A 20,741-nucleotide genomic window follows, 5' to 3' on the forward strand; every position below is an offset into this window, starting at 1 on the left:
ATATAGCCATATTACCGGGCTCACGTCTCCTTACCAGCAGCACCATCCCAACCCGTGACCTTCTCAGGATCAGCTCTTCAGCGCCGATGGTACTGCATGGGAGACTGTGTGGGAGAGTAGGTCGCCGCCGATTCTTTATACAAAAGCCCCGATCAGATTATTTCTGGTCGGGGCTTTTTGTTGTGTAAATTGCGATTGAGCACTGGTCTGAGGGTAGAAGTCAGAAGCCAGAGGTAAAACGTAAAGCGTTCTTAAACACTTCTCACTTCTCCCCTCCCCCTATCTGTTCACGGCCAAAATGTTTTTCTACAGTCATAGCGAAGAGGCTCCACCCGTTCCCATCACGAACACGGAAGTTTCCTGAAAAGTTCACCCCTTCGGTCGAGTCGAGATGGCGCCGCTCGCTGCGTCGCTTGCGAGCCCGGTATATAGCCATATTACCGGGCTCACGTCTCCTTACCAGCAGCACCATCCCAACCCGTGACCTTCTCAGGATCAGCTCTCGAAGTCTCCCTGCGGTCGCTTATCTATCGCCGATGGTACTGCATGGGAGACTGTGTGGGAGAGTAGGTCGCCGCCGATTCTTTATACAAAAAGCCCCGATCAGATTATTTCTGATCGGGGCTTTTTGTTTATGCCATACTTGTAATTAGAATCCAGGAAATCATCACCGTATATTGGTAGTCATGGTTTTCAATTCCCTGCACATGCTAAATTCATGTCTGCCGCTAGAACACTCCACCCAGGGATATATGCTTGGTCTCCTGGTATGCCTCAATACCTTCACTGCCAAGCTCCCTGCCCCAGCCACTCTGCTTGAAACCACCAAAAGGGCAGTTGCTGGTAGAAGGTGCCGGATCATTCACGCCCACAGTGCCAGCCTCTAAAGCTTCACTTACTCTGAATGCACGATTGAGATCAGTGGTAAAGACATACGCCGCAAGACCAAACTCCGTGTCGTTCGCTGCACGAATCACCTCTTCCTCGTTATCAAAGGGATAAAGAACAGCTGCAGGGGCAAAGATCTCCTCCTGACGACATAAGGCCCCATCCGGTACATCGATCAACAATGTCGGGGCGAGAAAGGCACCTTGGTCGCCTAGTCTCTTGCCACCCGCAAGGACAATCGCTCCGCCGCGCACCGCCTCATCGATCATTTCCAACACCTGCGACAGAGCTTGTTCATCAACCAAAGGGCCGATTTCAACTGCGTCTTCAAGCCCCTCTCCGACTTTGAGACTGCTAATACGCTCCACCAGCGCATCCTTGTATTTTTCAAAAACCGGCCGCTGGATATAGATACGGTTGGCGGCGATACATGACTGCCCGTTATTTCTGAATTTGGCTATCATGATACCTTCCAGGGCCTGCTCGAAGTCCGCATCCTCAAAAACGATCAGGGGTGCATTACCTCCAAGTTCCAGAGATAACTCAGTGCATGTACGCGCTGCACCGGCAATAAGCTTGCGGCCAACCTCTGTTGAACCGGTAAAACTTATTTTTCTACAGAGTGGATTTTCAAGCATTTCATTGCCGATTTCCGAAGCATTCCCCACGACTACCTGAAAAACGCCTTTTGGCACACCAGCCTCCTCAACACATTCTGCGAATAAACATGCCGAGAGAGGCGTGGCACTTGCTGGCTTTAACAGCACGGGGCAACCAGCCACAAGCGCCGGTGCCACTTTCCTTATCGCCAGGACCAGTGGGAAGTTCCAGGGAGCAATTGCCCCAACCACGCCGACCGGCTGCTTGATCACCATATGCCGTTTGCCATCCATCTGCTGTGGAACGACCCTGCCGTAAGCCCTGCGGCCTTCTTCTGCAAACCACAGCAGATGATCCACAGTCATTGCAACCTCACCCTTGGCCTGGGTGAGCGGCTTACCATTCTCCATTGTGATGATTTCCGCCATCTCATCGGCACGACTTTCGAGTGCAGAAGCAATTGCCTTCAGATAGTTGCCCCGCACCTTAGCTGTCAGACGTTTCCACTGATCAAAGGCTTCATGTGCGTCATCTATTGCCTTTTTAGCAGCATCACGTCCCACACTTGCCACTTCAGCAAAAACTTCACCGGTTGCCGGGTTCAATACCTGGATTTGTTGCTCGCCCTCCAGCCATTCACCATTTAAATATACATTGTATTTTTTCATTCTATTTTGCGAACCTCACTCATTCTGGATATTCGGGTTCATTCCCCTGCATAACTATTACAATCGTTTTCAGGAGATACCCTTTGTAATGATGGACCTAATGTCAAGCTGCCTCGCACTCTTTTCAGGAATTGTTCTCAAACAGTATCCACTCCCTTCCTCGTCCAACATATTCTTTGCACTACCTACATGCCGCTAATACTTGTTTGAGTTAGGCGTAGATTTTTAGTACGTTTGTCATTTGATACTTCCAAAGGACGATTTGACCTATTAACAGTCTTGATCTGGTCTTTAGATTTCATATGACAATAACAAGTGCGCAATACGCTCTTATTTCTGCTCTCAATAAAAGGTTCTCATATTTTCTGGCAGTACTCATCGCCATACTCTTCAAGTTCTGGTTTGGAGCTGCGATGAATTGTTCATTCACCGCAGCCTCCACGACGGAGGGCTCTTTATTCGTATGGCGCACCCCATCCTCAATGAGCAGAGGATGATGGTTTTACCTCCGCGTATGGGGTACGCCCTAATCTTGCACTGTTTTCCCCGTATCTTGGTGGTGAAAAAAAAACATTACTGGCAAAACTCATTTTTCATCTTGGGGCTAAGAAGAGGGGCGCAGGCTGCAGGCTATATGAATTCCGTGCACGAAGCGGTGACAAGAGTACACGAAACGTAGCCATAACCACCCTCCCGCTATTACCTGCATGATAGGTCACTGGGATCTTGAAATTTTCAGTTCGGATTGCATCACCGGGAAATTCGAACTGAACGTTGAAGGATATCAGAAATCGTATCGCCGCGATTTCAAAAGGTCAGACCAGACCTAGCCGATGAAGAGCCAAGTTCTGCAGATACTTTTACAGACCCATGCCGTTGCCGGAAACGATTGCGTCATCACCTCGAGCCAACCATGGGCTTCAACCATTCAACACCAGCTCAAAAGAGCTTTGCAAAAGCAGCCAATTTCTATAAGCTGATTTGGCTTACCATGAAAATTTTAAAGGATAATCCACCATGACCATTGAAAGTTGGCTGTTGTTTCTGTCTATTACCCTTGTTGCTACACTTAGCCCGGGTTCTGCCACTCTGGTAGTAACAGCCAATGCCTTACAGTATGGCCCAAACCGTGCTATCCTGACAATCCTTGGCAATATCAGTGGCTTGTTTATGATGTCTCTCTGTTCAGTGATTGGGCTGAGCACCATAATTCTTTATTCCAACCTTGGCTTCACCCTGGTCAAAACCTTTGGCGCTCTCTATCTGATCTATCTCGGAATAAAATACTGGCAGAAGGGAATCACCCTTGCCCCCAGTACCCCAACGTCTGCTGCGCGTCTGGAAAAAAATAACTTTCGTCTGTACACCCAAGGCGTGCTTGTGGCTCTGACCAATCCGAAAGCGATCGCCTTCACCTCCGCACTTTTCCCACAATTCATTAACCCGGCAGAGCCTCTGGCATCACAATTCCTGGTTCTGGTGTCATCGCTCATGTCATGTTCCTTTAGCTGCCTTCTCTGTTATGCGCATCTTTCCAATTCTATCGGCCGTAAAGCTCTGGCTTTACTGAACGGCAGAACCTGGGGAAAAGCATTCGGCTCACTCTTCATCGCCTCAGGGTTAGCCCTTGCCACCCTGAAAAATGATTAGCGGAACATGGTATAATTATGCCGAAAATCATTGATTGTTGCCATCTTGATAAATACCAGCAGGCCCGAATCGCAAACAGTCTGCGCTCTCAACTCATCGGCTTCAACAGCACGTTCTGTGATGACTCAGAAATCATGCCAGTCCTGCTCACGATCAAGCAGCAGGGGGAAATATGCGGGGGACTTGTCGGCCGTATAGCCTGGGAATGGATGCATATAGAGATCATCTGGCTCTCCTCCGGGCTTCGAAACAAAGGGTTCGGTAGACAACTCATTGAAAAAGCCGAGAAGATTGCCCGGCAAAAAGGCTGCACCGGCGTTCATCTGGATACCTTCAGCTTTCAGGCACCAGATTTCTATACCGGTATCGGCTATAAGATCTTCGGTAAAATAGAAGATTATCCAGAGGGCCAGTGCAGATATTTTCTCAAAAAGAAATTCGCAGACCAATAACAACAGCCGGACACACCTTTATCAGCCTCAACCAGTGAGCTGAATATTTTATTCTTTACCAACATTCTGGTTAAGTAAGCTCTGAACCAACCTTCTGTTGATAATGAACAAGCCAACGTTCAACGAGATCCTCGAATTGAGCCAACTCGGCTGCATTGACTCCACCCGGATCGAAGCGCATCTTCAAATGCAACCGGAATATCTCGCGTAAGCCAGAGAGTTCGTCATTACCGATTGCATCTATCCGGCGTGCCCAACTTAAAAAAGGTTCGCCACTTTTTCTGGGCAGGCCTGACTTGGCCAGTGTCTGCTCAATTTTTGCCAACGGTGTCGGCTGAGACGGGAACTCCTTGCGCACGATGACTGCACCCTGACTGACTTTACGCACATTGATCCGTCTGTAAATCCGGTAAATCAAGATCAGTGAGAGAAAGACGATTATAGCCGAGAGTGTATATCGATAATCGAACTCGCTGTGTATCCTGAACTGGTCATATTTGAGTTTTAAGAGAGCCCAGAGATCTCCCAGCCACTCGAAACTGGAGCGGTTTTCAAGCTCTAAGCCGAGCCAGTCGGCAGGTGTAGTGTCGACCACGACCCACCTGTTGCCGACGAGGGCCTCACTCCATGCGTGGGCGTGGCGCTCTCGAACCACATAACGTTCTCCGAACCGTTCTTTCTCGCTGATGGCAAAACCTGTCACATAACGGCTTGGAACACCAAGCTGTCGCAGCAGAAGTGTCGCGGCAGTAGCGTACAATTCACAATGCCCCGATTTTGTCTTCAGCAAAAAGGTCTCAAGCGGATCTTTAGCAAATGTTTGCCAGCTCTGCCGCTCCACATCGAGCGAATACGTAAAACCTGTTGCCAGAAAAGTGCGCACCTGCTCCAGACGATCACTCACCGAGGCCCCCTCCAGGGCAAACTCAGAAGCGATTGATTCCAGCAGCTCTTTTTGCTCCCCTGACACAAGAAGATGCTTTTGCAACATCTCATCCGACTTTCTGCTAATCTTCTGATCGTAGAAAATTCCATAGGTTACCAGAGGAGGCGCATCAAGAATACGGGTCGTGCCATCCCGCTTCTGCTCCGCCTCATAGATGTCAGGCGCCCGCATTTTGTAGCTACCATAAGGATAGGGCAATAACCCTTTCTCTTTCGGTAGATAAAACTCAATGGTGGCAAGTTTGCCCGAGTCATAAGGGGCTGCCATCAGGTGCCAGAAAATGCCGCGTGGCATCAGGTGCTCAAACTGGTTGCTGCTGTGCCATGCCTGCTTGCCATACGTTTCATATGTGGCCTGTTTCAGCAGTTTAAGTTTAATATCCGGAGAATCCACCCACATCACAATTTTGCTGGAGCCTTTGAGCCTCCCGATATTTCCATAACTCAGGTGAGATTGGTACGGGTCGGTAAACTTGGCGGCGAAATAGTCCTGCATATACATTCGTGCTTTTTGCCGCAGGTAATGATGCAGATCTTCCGCGCCTTTCATGCCCAGATAACCGAGCGAGAGCGCACAGACAAAAATCGCGCTAAAACTCACCACAGAAAATGCCCGGCTACGATTCACCAGCAATAACCAGAAACTGAGTGCACCGGCAAAAGGATAGAAATAGATCCCCCGACTATTGGCCATTGCCGCTGCAAACAGGCAACCACCGAGGTAAAAATGCCTGAAATCCAGCGGCTCATGCTTGTAACCCTTCTTTTTACCGCCCCCGAGCCCTGTGCCTATGACTATCTGCTGCCTGCCGGTATACAACTGGGCAAGAAGAACAGGTGCAAGAATCAGGGGCTGCCATATAACAAGTGTTTTCAAAAACAGAACCTTATCCACATTAAGCAGGATAAGTGCCGCTGTAAGCAGAAAAATTACAGAAGTAAGATCTGAAATACGTATAAAATCGTTATCAGAAAAATGCAGACGCCGCGGCATGACAGACGACCCGGCAATCAGTGCGGCAAGCAAGAAACCAATCAGCAGGTTATTGCTCTCCACCGCCCAGAAAAGAGCAGTGGCCGCTATGAGAGGTGAGGGTACCTTCATGTCAGGTCAACCACTTTCGATTTTTCGCGTATATCAAACAAGCGAACAGGATGCAGCGCATGCTCCTCTATGACATCCCTGCTCTTGTCAGGATCAGCCGTAACGAGAACCACCTCACAAGGTCTTCCCAATGCTCTTAAACGATTGAGCAAATCCCGACGCTTTTCATCAAGGCTTACCAGGATGACAATCAGGCTGCCGAGATAATCTGCATTATAGGTTATATTGTCGACAATCTCTGAAAACTGCACTGACTCTGCCGGCTGAACACAGGCAAGAAACTCCAGCATTTTCTGTTTTTCACCCAGACTACTTCCACCACTCCGGCCTGATGAATCAGCAGATATACACGTTGTGCCGGCACATAACAGGCCCACGCCGCAAGCCCCCCTGCTTTCGGCGGTAATGATCGAAGCGGCCACGGATACGGCCTCTTCAAACAGAGCCCGTTCTTCCGGCAGCGGATAGATATCGAGCATCAACCCGCTCAATGAGAAATGTTCGTCCTGAAACTGGCGGACAACCGGTTCACCTGTCCGTGCTGTTGCCTTCCAATCAATATGTTTCAATGGATCGCCGGAATTGTATTCCCTCAGCGTGACAAATTCTCCCGAGGAGCCATGCCTTCCCCCTGAACCGGTTCCGGCCAGGAGCTGTGACTGCATTCCACTCTGCTCTGTCTGAAGCACGGAATACCTCTTCGGTAACACCAGGAGCTTCGCCCCATCTTTGAAAAACAATTCTTTTTTCATCAGGCCCAGGGGCTCCAGCCGATAAATAGAGTAGCCGCCAAGTTGCACATATCCTCTGCGGAGAGGAGTGAATGAGACCTCTGCCTGGGTATGCTCATCCGGCTGCAGTGGTGGGAGAGATGAAGTGACGAATCTGGCACCAGCCTTTTGTTTCAGCAACCAGAGCCAGCGATAGTAGCCAAACTTTCGGTCAAAATAATTTCTCCGGGTCTCGCCATCTTCCCGCAACGTTGAAAATTCCTGATACGTCGGGAAATCTGTGCTGGAAAATTCTGTGAAAAAGAGACCATTGGAGGTTGCTGAGTCCTGGTTTTGCAGATCGAGCAGGTAGGTAAGCTTTTCTCCTGCGGTACAAGTTTCGGGAAGTATCCTGCGAACCCGCAGCCTGATATCAAAACGCAATGCAAGCGGAAATGCCAGTAACAGCAACATGACAGACAGTGAAGCTAACTGGTACATCATGGTCTGCCGTGTGTTCAGGCCAAAGAGGACGCAGAGGGCGGCAAAAACAATCAACACTCTACCGGTATGACTTACTTTCCGTGAAACTTTCCGCTTGATTTTGGTCAAGCGGCAATACAGCCTGTACAATCGCGGGCTCATTTTGGCATAGCAACATTCTGGAGGATTGTATTGACCACTGCCGTTCTGGTCACGCCGGAAAATCGGGCCTGGGAGGTGAGCTGAAGCCGATGGCCAAGGACATATGGTGCCGCCTCGATAATATCTCCCGGTACCACAAACTCACGCCCGGCGAAGAGAGCCAGGGCCTGCGATATTCTCAACAGGGCGATGGATGCCCTTACACTGGCACCAACAACCACATTTTCAGAGCTTCGGGTGGCACTCACCAGATCGACAACATAATAACGAAGCTCTTCAGTGATGCGTATTGATTTCAAGGCGGCGGCCATCTCCACCACATCCTGCTCGGTGGCAACCGGCCGCACACTCTCGAGAGGGTGCGAAGAAAACTGATCGTTCAACACCATCGCCTCTGAGTCGCGATCCAGATACCCTGGTGAGAGCTCGATCATAAACCTGTCCATCTGGGACTCGGGCAACGGATAGGTACCATGTGACTCAACCGGGTTTTGGGTTGCTATAACAAAAAAGAGTCTGGTAAGCGGGTACTTTCGACCCTCAACGGTGACCTGGCGCTCCTCCATCGCTTCAAGGAGCGCGGATTGCGTTCGGGGACTGGCCCTGTTGATCTCGTCCGCCAGCAGGATGTTAGTAAAGACCGGGCCGCGTACAAACTCAAACTCCCCGCTATGCTGCCGATACAAAGAGACACCAACGATATCCGAGGGTAGCAGGTCGGGGGTGAACTGCAAGCGACTGAACATCGTCGCCACGGATTTGGCCAGGGTTTTCGCCAGGGTAGTTTTTCCGGTACCAGGAACATCTTCGAGCAGAACATGACCACTGGAGAAAAAGGCGGCCAGCAATAATTTTACCGTCTGTTCCTTGCCCCTGACTATACTCTGTATGTTTTGAGAAATAGCCTGGTAGATTTCAGCCGCCCGGGCATAGTCCATTGTTGACTCCGGTTGAATCTCTTCACTATCAAGCATCTACCTTTAACCTCATCGGGTGTTTCTTTATATTCAAAGCCCTGAATCCTCTTTATTTACAGGTACATTAAAGCAGATCCTACTATTCAACAACTCCAATTGGCTCATTTACGATTACCATTTTTTACTACATCACGTTTCCCTTCACATCGAAGGCCGTTGCCGGATGTACACAGGCCACACCGTCACAGCTGACGTAAACGTAAATTCAATTGCTCCTTCAAGTCTAATCTGGTACTTTGAGCCTGTTCGCAATCACACAACCCATGCATTTCAGCCAAGAGGTATTTTCGACGTTCAGGAGGCAGTACACTTATCATGCAACAATAGATCCCCGAGGAGATCGAGTATGGTTCAGGACTATCAGCCAGGTGAAAGTTACGCGTACCCTTTACTCATTAAGCAGTTGCTCAAAACCGCCCTTGTCCAGGCCCCGGATCAGGAAATTGTTTACCGGGACAAACTCAGATACACCTACCGCGATCTTGAAAATCGCATTAAACGGCTCGCTTCAACACTCACCCAAGCCGGCATGACCCATGGAGACACTGTTGCTGTTTTCGATTACGACAGTAATCGTTTCCTGGAATGCTTTTTCGCTATCCCCATGATGGGCTGCGTTATGCAGATGGTAAATTGGCGGCTCTCAACCAGGCAACTGGTCTATACCATTAATCATGCCGAGGCCAAGCTGGTTATCATCAATTCTGATTTCCTACCCCTTATCAACGAAATCAGAGAACATCTCGTTGACGTGGAAAAAATTATCGTCATCGCCGAAAACCCCTCATACCCTGAGAGTTCTCTTGAGATTTACGGAGATTACGACGAGCTGCTCAGTGAGGCTTCCCCTGAATACAACTTTCCGGATTTTGACGAAAACACCAAGGCAACGACCTTTTATACAACCGGCACTACCGGTGATCCCAAGGGCGTTCATTTCACGCACCGTCAGCTTGTTCTGCACACCCTGTCCCTCACCATCGGCCTTTCAAGCTACGAGACCATAGGCCGATTTCGCTCAAACGACGTCTACATGCCGCTCACCCCCATGTTTCATGTGCATGCCTGGGGTATCCCATATGTTGCAACACTGCTGGGAGCCAAACAGGTCTATCCTGGCAAGTACGAGCCGGAGGTTCTGTTGAAACTTCTGGCCACCGAGGGTGTCAGCGCATCACATTGCGTACCGACGGTGCTGCAGATGATCGTAACCAGCCCCGCCGCCAAAACGGTTGATCTCTCAAACTGGAAAGTCATTATCGGTGGTTCAAAACTGTCTGCCGGCCAGGCAAAGGCTGCCAATGAGCTTGGTATCACTGTCTACACTGGCTACGGTATGTCTGAAACGTGTCCGGTTATCAGCCTTTCCACACCGAAGACAATGATGCTCGACCAAATGGATGATGACGATATGCTTGATATCGTAGTCAAAACCGGGCTACCCATTCCCTTAGTTGAATTTGAGGTCGTCGATGTAGAGGGAACTCCGCAAGCCCACGATGGCATGTCCGTGGGAGAAGTTGTCTTTCGTGCCCCCTGGCTTACCAACGATTACTTCAAGGCTCCCGAAAAATCCTCGGAACTCTGGGTTAATGGCTGGATGCATAGCGGTGACGTCGGTCATATCGACAAGCACGGCTACCTTCAGGTTACCGACAGGATCAAGGATGTCATCAAGACAGGCGGTGAGTGGATATCATCCCTGGATCTTGAGAATTGCATCAGCAAACACCCTGCAGTACTTGAATCCGCTGCTATCGGTATCCCTGATACCAAATGGGGAGAGCGACCATTACTCATCGTTAAACTCAAGCCCGAGATGGCGGGTGCGGCGGACCAGGAAAGCCTGAAAGGGTTTATGAAAGAAGCCGCCGCCGAAGGAGTAATCCCCAAATATGCGGTCCCCGATACAATCCATGTGGTGGAAGAATTGCCAAAGACCAGTGTTGGCAAACTCAACAAGCGTATGATGCGTACAGAGTTTGGTCGTAACGAGTAAGCGATAGCATTCAGTCTTCATGGCATCCCTGTTGTGCCGGGTGTCATGAAGATTGGGCTGTTCAGCTTTTTTTATCCACCGCCCTTGCAATCGCCAGTAAGCGATGTCAAGATGAATTTATTATTCAATAAACGCTCAGCTTGGTCTGTATGCCTTGAAATCCAAGGCTTCGTTAGATCTTTGGAACGCTCTCCACGTCACAGCAGGCAATCACTGCAACTGGTTGCGGGTAGACCTCCACTCAAAGAGTTCAAGCTGTACCCCTGCAAGCGGCACCTATCCGCCGCATTTTCAAAGAGCACAAGTACTCCTCTCTAAATTCATCTCTTTTTTCTTGCAATCATAAATGAGTGCATGGTATAGCCTGGATTGTCGACAATCGACCAGATCTTTTTTACTCTCCCAAAAAACTATGCCCATTCTCAAGCGAACATACAAAGATCAAGTAACTGAATATATTTATGACCTTGTTCTCGACGGTGATCTCTCACCTGGTGATCAAATAAAAGAGAGTTGGCTCGCCGCTGAAATGGGCATAAGCAGGGCACCGATCCGGGAAGCGCTTAAAGAACTCATAACCAACGGCATTATTGAATATCGTCCCCAGGTCGGCAACTTCATAACCCACCTTTCGCCCAAGGAAATTATCGACGCCTATACTACCCGTGGAATCCTTGAAGGCTACGCCATCATGATCACCAGGAAGCAGTTCTCTGAGGATGAGATAGAAGAGCTTGAAGGCATGACCAAACTCATGGAAAAATATGCTCTCAAGGATAATCGAAAAATGGTGGTTAACGTCGGCGACACCTTCCACAGCCTCCTTATCAGCAAAAATAAGAATATCCAGCTCATTGACTACACAGAGCGCTTGAGCCAGAAGCTCCATATCCTCTTCTATAAATTCTGGAGTAAGCTCTACACGCCCACAGAAATTGGCGAGCGCCACCTTCGCATCGTCACAAGCCTGAAATCTGGTGATCCCCACCGTATTGAAGAAACCATCCGGGATCATTATACCGAAACAGGTACCAAAATCGCGGAACTGCGCAAGCCTGAGATCCGCAAAAAATAACTGATATGCTAATAGATTGTCTACAGGAACACCATTAATTGTAACTGAACTACAAATTTGTCGACAATAGACAATCTTCAATCGACGCATGCTGCTGATGTTTTAAAACTGACAAATAACGATAGGAAAAACAGCCATGTTTCTACAAACGCTCCACTCATCCGGTTCAACAGTTAAAGCCCCTGGCTCGGACATTCTGTTCTCCAACTTCAACTACAATCCGGATACATATTACTTTCTCTATGTCGGTGACCTGAAGAATTATAGCCTCAACTATTTCGTTCGCGAGTGTCTTGAACGGCGGTTGAACAAAAAGAACATTCAGTTTATCGCTATCGTCCCGGACGTCTGCATTCAATATAACTACCTGAACATCATGGTGATAAACCCGGTGGCCAACGAAGATATGATCCAGAATCATAACTTCAGCGGCAATGGTAACCCGCCACGTAAAAGCTGCCGGTTAAAATCCTCAACGTTCATGGGTGCAGTCTCAAGTTCTCCTTCTGTCAAAGCGCTGATCGAAACCATTCTTCAGAACCAGAATCAGCTCTATGTCAACCTCTATGAAAGTCTGGTTGAAATGGATCTCGACTCTATTGAGGGTGTTTCAATTCTCGGGCCCGACAAACACATTGCCAAAATGTACAACAACAAAGTTGTCCAACGGCAAATGCTGCAGGATGTCGTCCCGCTGATCGAAGGTTTCAACTGTACAAGCCGGCAGGAATTACTTGAGACTACAGCCGCCCTTTGGCAGGAGTGGCCGGCAGGAATCTTTGTAAGCGCTGCCTACTCAGCCGGTGGTGCCAACTCCGCCATCACTTTTTGCCAGCAAGAGGTGATGGAAAAATTTACCGAAGAAGAGTGCGAATATGTGGTCACCCGCTATCTGCCCCACGATCTTGACCCCACCGTTCTCGCCGTTGTAGCCAATGAAGAAGATGTCTATATAGCAGGAATTGCAGATCAATCCATCATTGACGGTAACAGGTTTGTGGGTTCAAGCTTTCCCTCGGCAGCAACTGACGAGCAAAAACAGGAGCTACGGGAGCTTACTATCGCAGTGGGTAAAGTCCTGGGAAAGGCAGGATATCGTGGGATTTTCGGCTGCGATTACCTGATCGACAGAGAAGGCCAGATCCACTTTCTGGAAATTAACGCCAGAAAACAGGGCACGACTCTCGAATTCTGCTTCACCCTGGAGCAGTCGCTGCCGGAAGGCTCGCCAATGTTGCCGGAGCTTGAGTACTTTGCCGTCACCGAAAACCGCTTCCCGCCCACCACCCGCGAAATGAATGGCAACCACCGTGGAATCCACTGGGGCACCTATAACTACAAAATCACTTCAACCCAACACACCAAGGGCTACATCCCGCAAAACCCTTACGAACGGGAAACCTTCAAAAAAATTGCCCGCAAAGAACTGCTCAAGGATTTCGTAATACTCGAACATATCGGCACCAACTTTCTTGTGTCACCCGGAACCTTTTTAGCCAGGGTGGTCTCAGTCGCCCGTTGCCAGGAAGATGTCGCTGAAGGACTCTGCCAGGGAGTCGGCTTTATCCAGCAAACAATTCAGGACGCACAATAAGGAGCATAAACCACAATGAACGCACCAAGTACAACTGAAGCAGAGATCATGACAGAGTCCGTATCCGCATCATTTGACAGCTACACCAAAGAATTACTTGAGACCCTGAGCGGCAAGGCAGAAGGCACGGTTGAAGCGGCCGACAAAATTGAAATTGCAAATCTACTTGAAAACGCGCAAAGCCAGCAACTCACTGCGCCGATTGTCGATCTGTTCAGCAAGCTGCTTGAATTGCAGGAGAACACCGGAGCTTCCCCCGCAGACTTCGGCATACCCATTGACCAGTTGGAGCAACTGGCCAGAAAGCATGAGGAAATTGACGAGCACATGGTCTCCGTCGGCGGTCGCCTCACCCAGGCTCTGCCTATCGCCAGCACTGCCAACAGCAGGGTTGAAGAGTACCTTGCCAAAAAAGATACGGAAGCGCCAAGTGGTATCGAACTCTGGGAAACAATAGAGGAGAACAGGAAAAAGATTCAGTCCGAGCTCGGGATGAGCGATGACGACTGGAACTCGTTCAACGGCCAGATCCGTTACGCCATCGACTCTGTCGAAACCCTGGCCAAACTGATCGACTTGCCAGCAGATGTGCTTGAGTCCATTGCCAATGTCACTAAGACCTACCGCATGCGCCTCACCCCGTATTACACCAGCCTCATTATGCCGGGCGCCATCAACGACCCGATTATGCTGCAATCAGTACCCACGGGAGAGATGATTCAAAATGCGGGAATTGAAATACCGCCCGTCGCGGCCGACCACTCCCCGGCCCGCCTGGTCGACCAGTTTTACCCGAGGGTAGTGACCATCAAGGCAACCAACATGTGCGCGATGTACTGCACCCACTGCCTGCGTCTTGCCCACATTGGTAAAAAAGACAAGGTCTACTCCAAAGAGGCATATGGTGAAGCTCTTGACTACATCCGTAAAAATGATCGTATCCGCGACATCCTGATCACCGGCGGTGACGCCTTTTTACTGCCAAATTCGCTGCTTGAATGGCTGCTTGGCGAGCTCGACAGTATCGACCATATCAAGGCCAAGCGACTTGGCACCCGTATTCCGGTTACCGCACCAATGCGCGTCGATGAAGGGCTGCTCGACATCCTGGAGGCCAGCAACGACAAGAAACCGATCAGGGTCGTTACCCAGATTAATACCCCACAGGAAATCACCCCGGTATCCCGAAATGTCTTCCGGCAGATTTCCAAGCGCACCTTCACCGTTCTCAACCAGGCAGTGCTGCTGAAAGGAATCAACGATACCCGGGTCAAGATGTGGAAATTGTGCGAGACAGTGCAGGAAGCATATGTTCGCCCGTACTACCTTTTCAACTGCAGCTACCGAAACCCGCAATTCAAGCATTTCAGGGTACCTCTGGAAGTCGGCCGTGATCTTGTGGAATCGATGTACGGCAATATCTCGGGTGATGCCATACCACGCTATATCGCCACCGCCGGCGGCAAAATCCCATTGCATCGTTCCAACGTTGTCAGCGGTAATGAAGGCCAGTATGTGCTGAAGAAACCCTGGAGCGGAGAAGAGGTCAGTTACCCGGACGCTGATCCGGATGTCTATCAGCAGGATAATTTTGCCTTCAAGATGAAATAGCGATGCGTAGCCAGATTGCCGAGTTTTTAAAAAACAGTGAGCAGGACCTGTTCCGGTTGTTGCGGGAACTGGTCCTGCAGTCAAGTTACAGCCGGGATAAGGCTGGCGTTGATGTAGTTGGTCAAATCATCAGCCGAGAACTCTCAACTCTGCCGATGGATTTAGAACGCTACGAATCGAGCGAATACGGCAACAATCTGTTGTTTCGGAGCCCTGCCTGCTGCCCGGGTACCAAGCCTATTCTGCTGGTGGGTCACATGGATACCGTGTTTCCACCAGACAGCCATTTCAATTGGTTTAAGGAAGAAAACGGTAAAGTCTTCGGGCCCGGTGTGATCGACATGAAAGGCGGTCTGGTGGTTGCCATATTTGCCTTGAAGGCGCTTTACAAGATGGGGCTCTTGCCTTCTCTTCCCATTACGCTGCTCTGCAATTCCGATGAGGAAATCGGTTCCCCTTCCTCCCGCCAACTCATTGCCGATGAAGGGGCCAGGAGTTTGTTGGCCATGGTCTTTGAATGTGGCGGCCTTGGCGGTGAAATAGTGACCGGGCGCAAAGGCAAAACAGGTTATTCACTGAGCGTTCAAGGCAAAGCCGGCCATGCTGCCTTTGCTGGCAAGGACAAAGCCAGTGCCATCCTCGAACTCGCCCGGAAAACCATCGCCATGGAGCAGTTAAACGACCCCGGGCGACAACTTGTGGTAAATGTAGGTGTGGTGGCTGGTGGCTTAGGGCCCAACACCATTGCCGAGAAAGCCTCTGCCCAGATAGACACCCGATTTCTCACAGCAGCAGATGCCAGGCACTGCCATGCTGCACTCAACAGTATAACCAATGAGTGCACTACACCAGAAACACACGCAGAACTGACAGTCACTTCGAGGCGTGATCCGATGGAACAGAGTGCTGCCAACAAAATGCTCTACACTGCAATTTATAAAGAAGCTCAACAGCTTGGTCTTCCCCTGAAAGAGGAATTGAGAAGTGGTGTCTCCGACGCCAATATCATAGCTGGAGTGAAAACCCCGGTGATCGACGGCCTTGGGCCAATCGGCGACCTCGATCACAGTGATCGTGAGTATATGTTGCGGGATAGCCTCCTTGAGCGGACTCTCCTCACGGCCTGTTCAATCATAACCCTTTGGGAGAACCATTCGGCCCAGCCCTCCTGATCTGTCTTTTACATATGCAGCCGCCGCCTGTAGCTATGAGGCCGGCTGCATATGTTTTTCTATCCTGCTTGCCCCTCGGCCTGGTCAAGCAGTTAGTTGATAACACTCACTATTTATCCTTTCATTGACACAGCAGTTACCAAACTATAGATTGTATTCAGATACTTGATAACTTTTGGCTTCCCAGCCAACCAAGCCTCGTCAATCTTGTCCAACATCATTAGGTGGGCAGTATTTCAAATACATTCAGACGATGAACTCATTAAATCCAGAGCAGGATGCGCTCCTCATTGTTGATATCCAGAATGACTTTCTCCCCGGCGGCAGTCTGGCCATTACCGATGGAGATAGTATTATCCCGACAATAAACAGTTATATTAAGAAATTCGCCGATGCTGGTGCTGCTATATTTGCCAGCAGAGATTATCATCCGGCTGAACATATCTCCTTCAAGGACCAGGGTGGTCCCTGGCCACCTCATTGTGTGGTCGGAACATGGGGAGTGCAATTCCACCCGGATCTGCAGCTTACCGACAACACCATCTATATAGAAAAAGGCACTAATATCGGCAAAGAAGCATACTCGGCAATGGATGAAACTCCCCTCGCCGGCAAATTGCAGCAAGCAGCTATCAAGCGGGTCTTTATCTGCGGCGTTGCCACCGATTACTGCGTGCTTGCCTCTGGCAAAGACCTGCTCGCAGCCGCATTTGAGGTGGTACTGCTCATGGACGCCATTAAAGCTGTCGACGTGAACCCGGGTGATGGTGACCGGGCTGTTGCCGAGCTGATCTCCTCTGGTGCGACCCAGCTAACTATCAATAACCTTTAACATACAACTGTCAGGCTGTAACAATATGCAAACTATCTCCCCGCTGCTCACCGACTTTTATCAGCTGACCATGATGCAGGCGTATTACGATCATGGTATGGAAGACGAGGCTGTGTTTGAGTTTTTCGTTCGCAAGCTCCCTTCCGAGCGTAAATTTTTCGTTGCCAGTGGCCTGGAACAGGTTGTTGAGTATCTGGAGACTGTTCATTTCAGCGAAGCTGATATCGATTTTTTGCGTCGTGATGGCCGCTTTAACGAGAATTTTCTCAATCGTATAAGGGATTTTGAGTTCAGCGGCTCCGTGGATGCAATGGCGGAGGGAACTCTGTTTTTTACCGATGAACCAATTCTTCGCATCACCGCCCCATTGCCGGTGGCACAACTTGTCGAAACCCGTATCATCAATATTCTGCAATTTCAGACCCTGATCGCCTCAAAAGCGATTCGCATGAAACAGATCATGCCGGAAAGTACGCTCATCGATTACGGGCTTCGCAGAGCCCACGGAGCTGAGGCCGGTCTTCTTGCGGCTCGAGCCAGTTATATCGCCGGCTTCACCGGCACAGCAACCGTCGCCGCCGGCATGACATTTTCCATCCCGGTATACGGCACAATGGCCCACTCGTTCATTCAGGCTCACCTTTCCGAGCGTAAAGCATTTTCTGATTTCGCGGTCAGCCATCCCGACAATACCGTGCTGCTTCTCGATACCTACGACACCATTCGGGGCGCACACAAAGCTGTAGATCTGGCCAGGGATCTCGCTAATAGAAATATCAAGATCAAGGGGGTGCGACTCGACAGTGGTGATATGATCAAACTCTCCAGGCAGGTACGAAAAATTCTCGATGATGGTGGCCTGCATGATGTCGCAATATTTGCCAGCGGTAACCTGGATGAATATGCGCTTCAACGCTTTAGGGACGAAGCCGCTGCAGTAGACGGCTTCGGCATTGGTACCAAAATGACCACCTCAGCGGATGTTCCATACCTGGATTGTGCCTATAAACTTGTCGAGTACGCGGGCCAGGGACGCAGAAAACTTGCCCAGAATAAATCTACCTGGGCTGGCAGAAAACAGGTCTTCCGCAACTATGGTGATGACGGTACCATGACTGGCGACACCATGTGCCTCGCCCATGAACTGCATTCTGGTGAAAAATTGATCAATCCTGTCATGCAGCAGGGAAAACGGGTATCTCAACTACCGACATTGGATGAAACCAGAACCTACGTGCTCAAACAACTCGGTACTGTTCCAGAAGGCCTGCAGCCAGACTCCGAAGAGGATTACGACTACCCTGTTCAACAGTCTGAGGAGCTTGTCTCATATTGTGACGAGGTTTCAAAAGTAATGACCAGGAATCACGATTAACCGCATGGCGCAACAACCACCGGGCCTGTATCCCGATGATCATTATGCCTCTCTCACTGCTGGTCAGGCTCTATACTGCTTCGGGCCTGACCATGCCTGAACGTCTGAGATACTCATGCTTACCGTGATTGCCTGGTCTTCAATACCCGCAAAGAACCTTCAGGAGCGTTCGGCCTGTCTCGCCCGTAACACGGCAGGCATACTTTGCAGTCCCTCCTCAGTCATCGGCTCGTCTCCAAACAACATCATGCCTATGGAAAAGCCCAGCTCACGATAAGCTTCGAACTGTTGCTCATCAAAAAACTGATCATTTGTGGTCTGGTCCGGAAATGAGCCGTCTTTTCGTTTATATCCATAGATATCTTCACTGAGCTCTTTGACCAGAGTTGACTTCACATAGATAAAGCTTCCCTCTTCACCATTAATATATTTTATGGTGCCAATCGCATACGGCAGCTTCGAAATACCTGTCGCCTCAGCCGGTTGTAAAAGGTCTGTGCACAATGAAAGTTCGGCACCAAAATCAACCCGCACCAGTTCAATCAACTTCGCTAAATCACTAAAACTGAATGCAGGGTCACAACCAGCATCAGAAGCAACAATCAACCTGCAACGCCTGCGGATAAGTTCATATACCGCAAGGTTTTCGAAGTGGCCTCCGTCTGAGAGGTGTACCTGATGGCAATTCTCGTTAAGGCCGACTCCCAGCATCTCCCGAAAGATATAATAGTACCAGGCCGGCGCCCTCAAGGGTTTATAACATTTGTCCTTCACTTTTGGATTCCTGGCCCAGTAACCAAGCCTGACGTTGAACAGCGTCATCAAAAATGACAGGGGACGGGAACGGGTCGCATAGGTATTGGGGTCAACTGCAGCACCTGAAATGGCCATTGCCGTTGCCAGGTCCGTCTCACCTCCGGCATAACGCTCTGTTTCGAGCCAGTCAGTATTGTCCGAGCCGCAATAATATGGACTCAGAACAAAATTTTCCCCCCCTCTTCGCTTGAGCTTGGGGTTGCCTGAGCCAACTGTCTGAAGATTGGTATTGATGATATGATATGGCGTATCTGTTTCAGCCTGCTGAATAGTGCTGAGGTAGCAATAGTCTGCATCTCTTGCTGTTGCATTTATCCGCTGCATACTCGCCTTACCAGTATCTCCACCATTGGGGCTGAAATCATACGGCATATATGCCTCTCTCAGCCGGTTTCTATAAAACCTGTGCATGGAAACATGGTTAATATCGGCAAATATCGCCAGAAACAGTGATATCCCCATTCCTGCATAAATCAGATAGCTAGCTGCAGTCGAGCACGACAACTCTATAACTAACTGATACATATAGAGGAATATGCCGTAAACAATCAGACTCAAACCAATCCCCATCAGCAGGGAGCGTACACCACGAGTTTCATTTTGCTCTGTCCTGCCAATTAGGCCCGCACCAAATGAAATCAGACCACTTAATGAAATTGAGGAAAGAGTCGCCTTCAACCAGTCAGACCCGACAAACTCCCTGATAGAGTTATGAGCAATGGGGATAGTGCCGACAATAAGAGCAATAACAGCGATCATCAACCAAATGCCCATCCAGACCCGAAACCAGCGTTGCACAACTTCGTGGCAGAATTTTCGGCATCTGGTTGACACCACATAGGCAAGGGTAATCACCAGATAAGCGAAGAACGATACGAGAGACAGGCAAAATATCAGAAAAAACCCATCAGGTAATGCCAGCCCCTTGTTGAGGGAGATCACCACCCCTGTAAAAATTGGTGTGCAACTGATCGAGTTTATGGTCAACCAATAGAACAGGGCCAGAAATACCGGAATCACAATTAGAAGATTGACGGCAACTCCTGTTATGCAGGCAGCTATCAACGCCCAGACGGTTAAGCCGTCCCCAGGCGTCAGATATTGGCCATGGCAGCGCAACCAGGCAAGCACCTTGCCCCCTGTGCCGCTATAATCTTTTCTGCTGTTACCAAATGGAAAGATGTCCCGCCCCACTATCTTCAGCCAGGTCAGACAGGAACCAATATAACCGCCCCCGGAAACCGTAGAAAGGTAATCGACATATTTCAAGAAACCCGACCTATTCATCGCCTGGAGCAGACCGAGATTAAAGGTCGCCGATCGTATGCCTCCACCTGAAAGCGCAACTCCGATGTACTCACCCTCCTTTTGTTCCCGATAAATTCCGGCCTTCTTCCGGCGCCGACTGAGCCAGGTTTTTTCTTTCACCGGTACATTTTCACTCCCCACCAACTCCTGCCACTTCGACATACTCCCCTCCCTCAAGCCATCATTATATTCAACATACTGATATAACTTAATATTACTTAGCAACCTAACAGATTAAACATAATTTCGCAGGTCAATACTGGATATTCATTCGCAAAAATGATGATTTACAGGAAAACTGTACCGACAACGGTGAAAG

16 protein-coding genes are annotated in these 20,741 nt (G+C 49.6%); 10 read left to right on the top strand and 6 right to left on the bottom strand.

The genetic code is table 11. The features are described from left to right. A partial coding sequence (locus ACN5NT_RS00005) for a hypothetical protein (protein ID WP_419174022.1) occupies positions 1 to 188 on the top strand: 188 nt, incomplete at its 5' end. Between the two features lie 74 nt (positions 189 to 262). On the opposite strand, the gene ACN5NT_RS00010 is transcribed toward ACN5NT_RS00005, so the two are convergent. Both ACN5NT_RS00010 and ACN5NT_RS00015 read right to left on the bottom strand, forming a co-directional pair. Beyond that, positions 263 to 472, bottom strand: a complete 210-nt coding sequence (locus ACN5NT_RS00010; RefSeq protein WP_419174023.1) for a hypothetical protein — start codon at positions 470 to 472, stop codon at positions 263 to 265. Positions 473 to 728: 256 nt separating this feature from the next. Further along, positions 729 to 2,156, bottom strand: coding sequence for an NAD-dependent succinate-semialdehyde dehydrogenase (locus ACN5NT_RS00015; protein WP_419174024.1), 1,428 nt, complete (start codon positions 2,154 to 2,156; stop codon positions 729 to 731). Positions 2,157 to 3,173: 1,017 nt separating this feature from the next. On the opposite strand from ACN5NT_RS00015, the gene ACN5NT_RS00020 reads away from it, so the two are divergent. Together ACN5NT_RS00020 and ACN5NT_RS00025 are read left to right on the top strand one after the other, a co-directional pair. Next, positions 3,174 to 3,806 carry a LysE family translocator gene (locus tag ACN5NT_RS00020; protein WP_136798622.1) on the top strand — a complete coding sequence of 211 codons (633 nt, stop codon included), beginning with the start codon at positions 3,174 to 3,176 and terminating at the stop codon, positions 3,804 to 3,806. A gap of 17 nt (positions 3,807 to 3,823) precedes the next feature. Beyond that, positions 3,824 to 4,258 carry a GNAT family N-acetyltransferase gene (locus ACN5NT_RS00025; RefSeq protein ID WP_419174025.1) on the top strand — a complete coding sequence of 145 codons (435 nt, stop codon included), beginning with the start codon at positions 3,824 to 3,826 and terminating at the stop codon, positions 4,256 to 4,258. Between the two features lie 70 nt (positions 4,259 to 4,328). On the opposite strand, the gene ACN5NT_RS00030 is transcribed toward ACN5NT_RS00025, so the two are convergent. The 3 genes from ACN5NT_RS00030 to ACN5NT_RS00040 are packed head-to-tail and all read right to left on the bottom strand — an operon-like array spanning position 4,329 to position 8,637. Then, positions 4,329 to 6,308, bottom strand: coding sequence for a DUF4129 domain-containing transglutaminase family protein (locus ACN5NT_RS00030; RefSeq protein ID WP_419174026.1), 1,980 nt, complete (start codon positions 6,306 to 6,308; stop codon positions 4,329 to 4,331). Continuing rightward, the gene (locus ACN5NT_RS00035; protein ID WP_419174027.1) at positions 6,305 to 7,663 is read right to left on the bottom strand and encodes a DUF58 domain-containing protein; all 1,359 of its coding nucleotides are present in this window, start codon (positions 7,661 to 7,663) and stop codon (positions 6,305 to 6,307) included. The genes ACN5NT_RS00030 and ACN5NT_RS00035 overlap by 4 nt, the downstream gene beginning before the upstream one ends. Next, positions 7,660 to 8,637: an AAA family ATPase gene (locus ACN5NT_RS00040; protein WP_419174028.1), complete on the bottom strand. Its 978-nt coding sequence runs from the start codon at positions 8,635 to 8,637 to the stop codon at positions 7,660 to 7,662. The genes ACN5NT_RS00035 and ACN5NT_RS00040 overlap by 4 nt, the downstream gene beginning before the upstream one ends. 349 nt (positions 8,638 to 8,986) lie before the next feature. Between ACN5NT_RS00040 and ACN5NT_RS00045 the strand changes: the two genes are divergently transcribed. From ACN5NT_RS00045 to ACN5NT_RS00075, 7 genes are all read left to right on the top strand, one after another. Beyond that, entirely contained in the window at positions 8,987 to 10,639 is a 1,653-nt protein-coding gene (locus ACN5NT_RS00045) for a fatty acid--CoA ligase (protein ID WP_419174029.1), read from the top strand. Positions 10,640 to 10,985: 346 nt separating this feature from the next. Beyond that, entirely contained in the window at positions 10,986 to 11,714 is a 729-nt protein-coding gene (locus ACN5NT_RS00050) for a GntR family transcriptional regulator (protein ID WP_419174030.1), read from the top strand. Positions 11,715 to 11,850: 136 nt separating this feature from the next. After that, positions 11,851 to 13,308, top strand: a complete 1,458-nt coding sequence (locus ACN5NT_RS00055; protein ID WP_136798628.1) for an ATP-grasp domain-containing protein — start codon at positions 11,851 to 11,853, stop codon at positions 13,306 to 13,308. Between the two features lie 15 nt (positions 13,309 to 13,323). Continuing rightward, positions 13,324 to 14,919: a KamA family radical SAM protein gene (locus tag ACN5NT_RS00060; protein ID WP_419174031.1), complete on the top strand. Its 1,596-nt coding sequence runs from the start codon at positions 13,324 to 13,326 to the stop codon at positions 14,917 to 14,919. Between the two features lie 2 nt (positions 14,920 to 14,921). After that, positions 14,922 to 16,091, top strand: coding sequence for a M20 family metallopeptidase (locus tag ACN5NT_RS00065; RefSeq protein ID WP_419174032.1), 1,170 nt, complete (start codon positions 14,922 to 14,924; stop codon positions 16,089 to 16,091). Positions 16,092 to 16,344: 253 nt separating this feature from the next. After that, entirely contained in the window at positions 16,345 to 16,923 is a 579-nt protein-coding gene (locus ACN5NT_RS00070) for an isochorismatase family protein (protein ID WP_419174033.1), read from the top strand. 25 nt (positions 16,924 to 16,948) lie between these two features. Continuing rightward, positions 16,949 to 18,298, top strand: a complete 1,350-nt coding sequence (locus ACN5NT_RS00075) for a nicotinate phosphoribosyltransferase (RefSeq protein ID WP_419174034.1) — start codon at positions 16,949 to 16,951, stop codon at positions 18,296 to 18,298. 159 nt (positions 18,299 to 18,457) lie between these two features. Here the strand turns inward: ACN5NT_RS00075 and ACN5NT_RS00080 are convergent, their stop codons facing one another. Continuing rightward, positions 18,458 to 20,584 carry a hypothetical protein gene (locus ACN5NT_RS00080; RefSeq protein ID WP_419174035.1) on the bottom strand — a complete coding sequence of 709 codons (2,127 nt, stop codon included), beginning with the start codon at positions 20,582 to 20,584 and terminating at the stop codon, positions 18,458 to 18,460. Positions 20,585 to 20,741: the final 157 nt, after the last annotated feature.

Origin of the sequence: Desulfosediminicola sp. (assembly GCF_048381775.1) — a bacterium.
Taxonomy (GTDB): domain Bacteria; phylum Desulfobacterota; class Desulfobulbia; order Desulfobulbales; family Desulfocapsaceae; genus Desulfopila; species Desulfopila ganghwensis.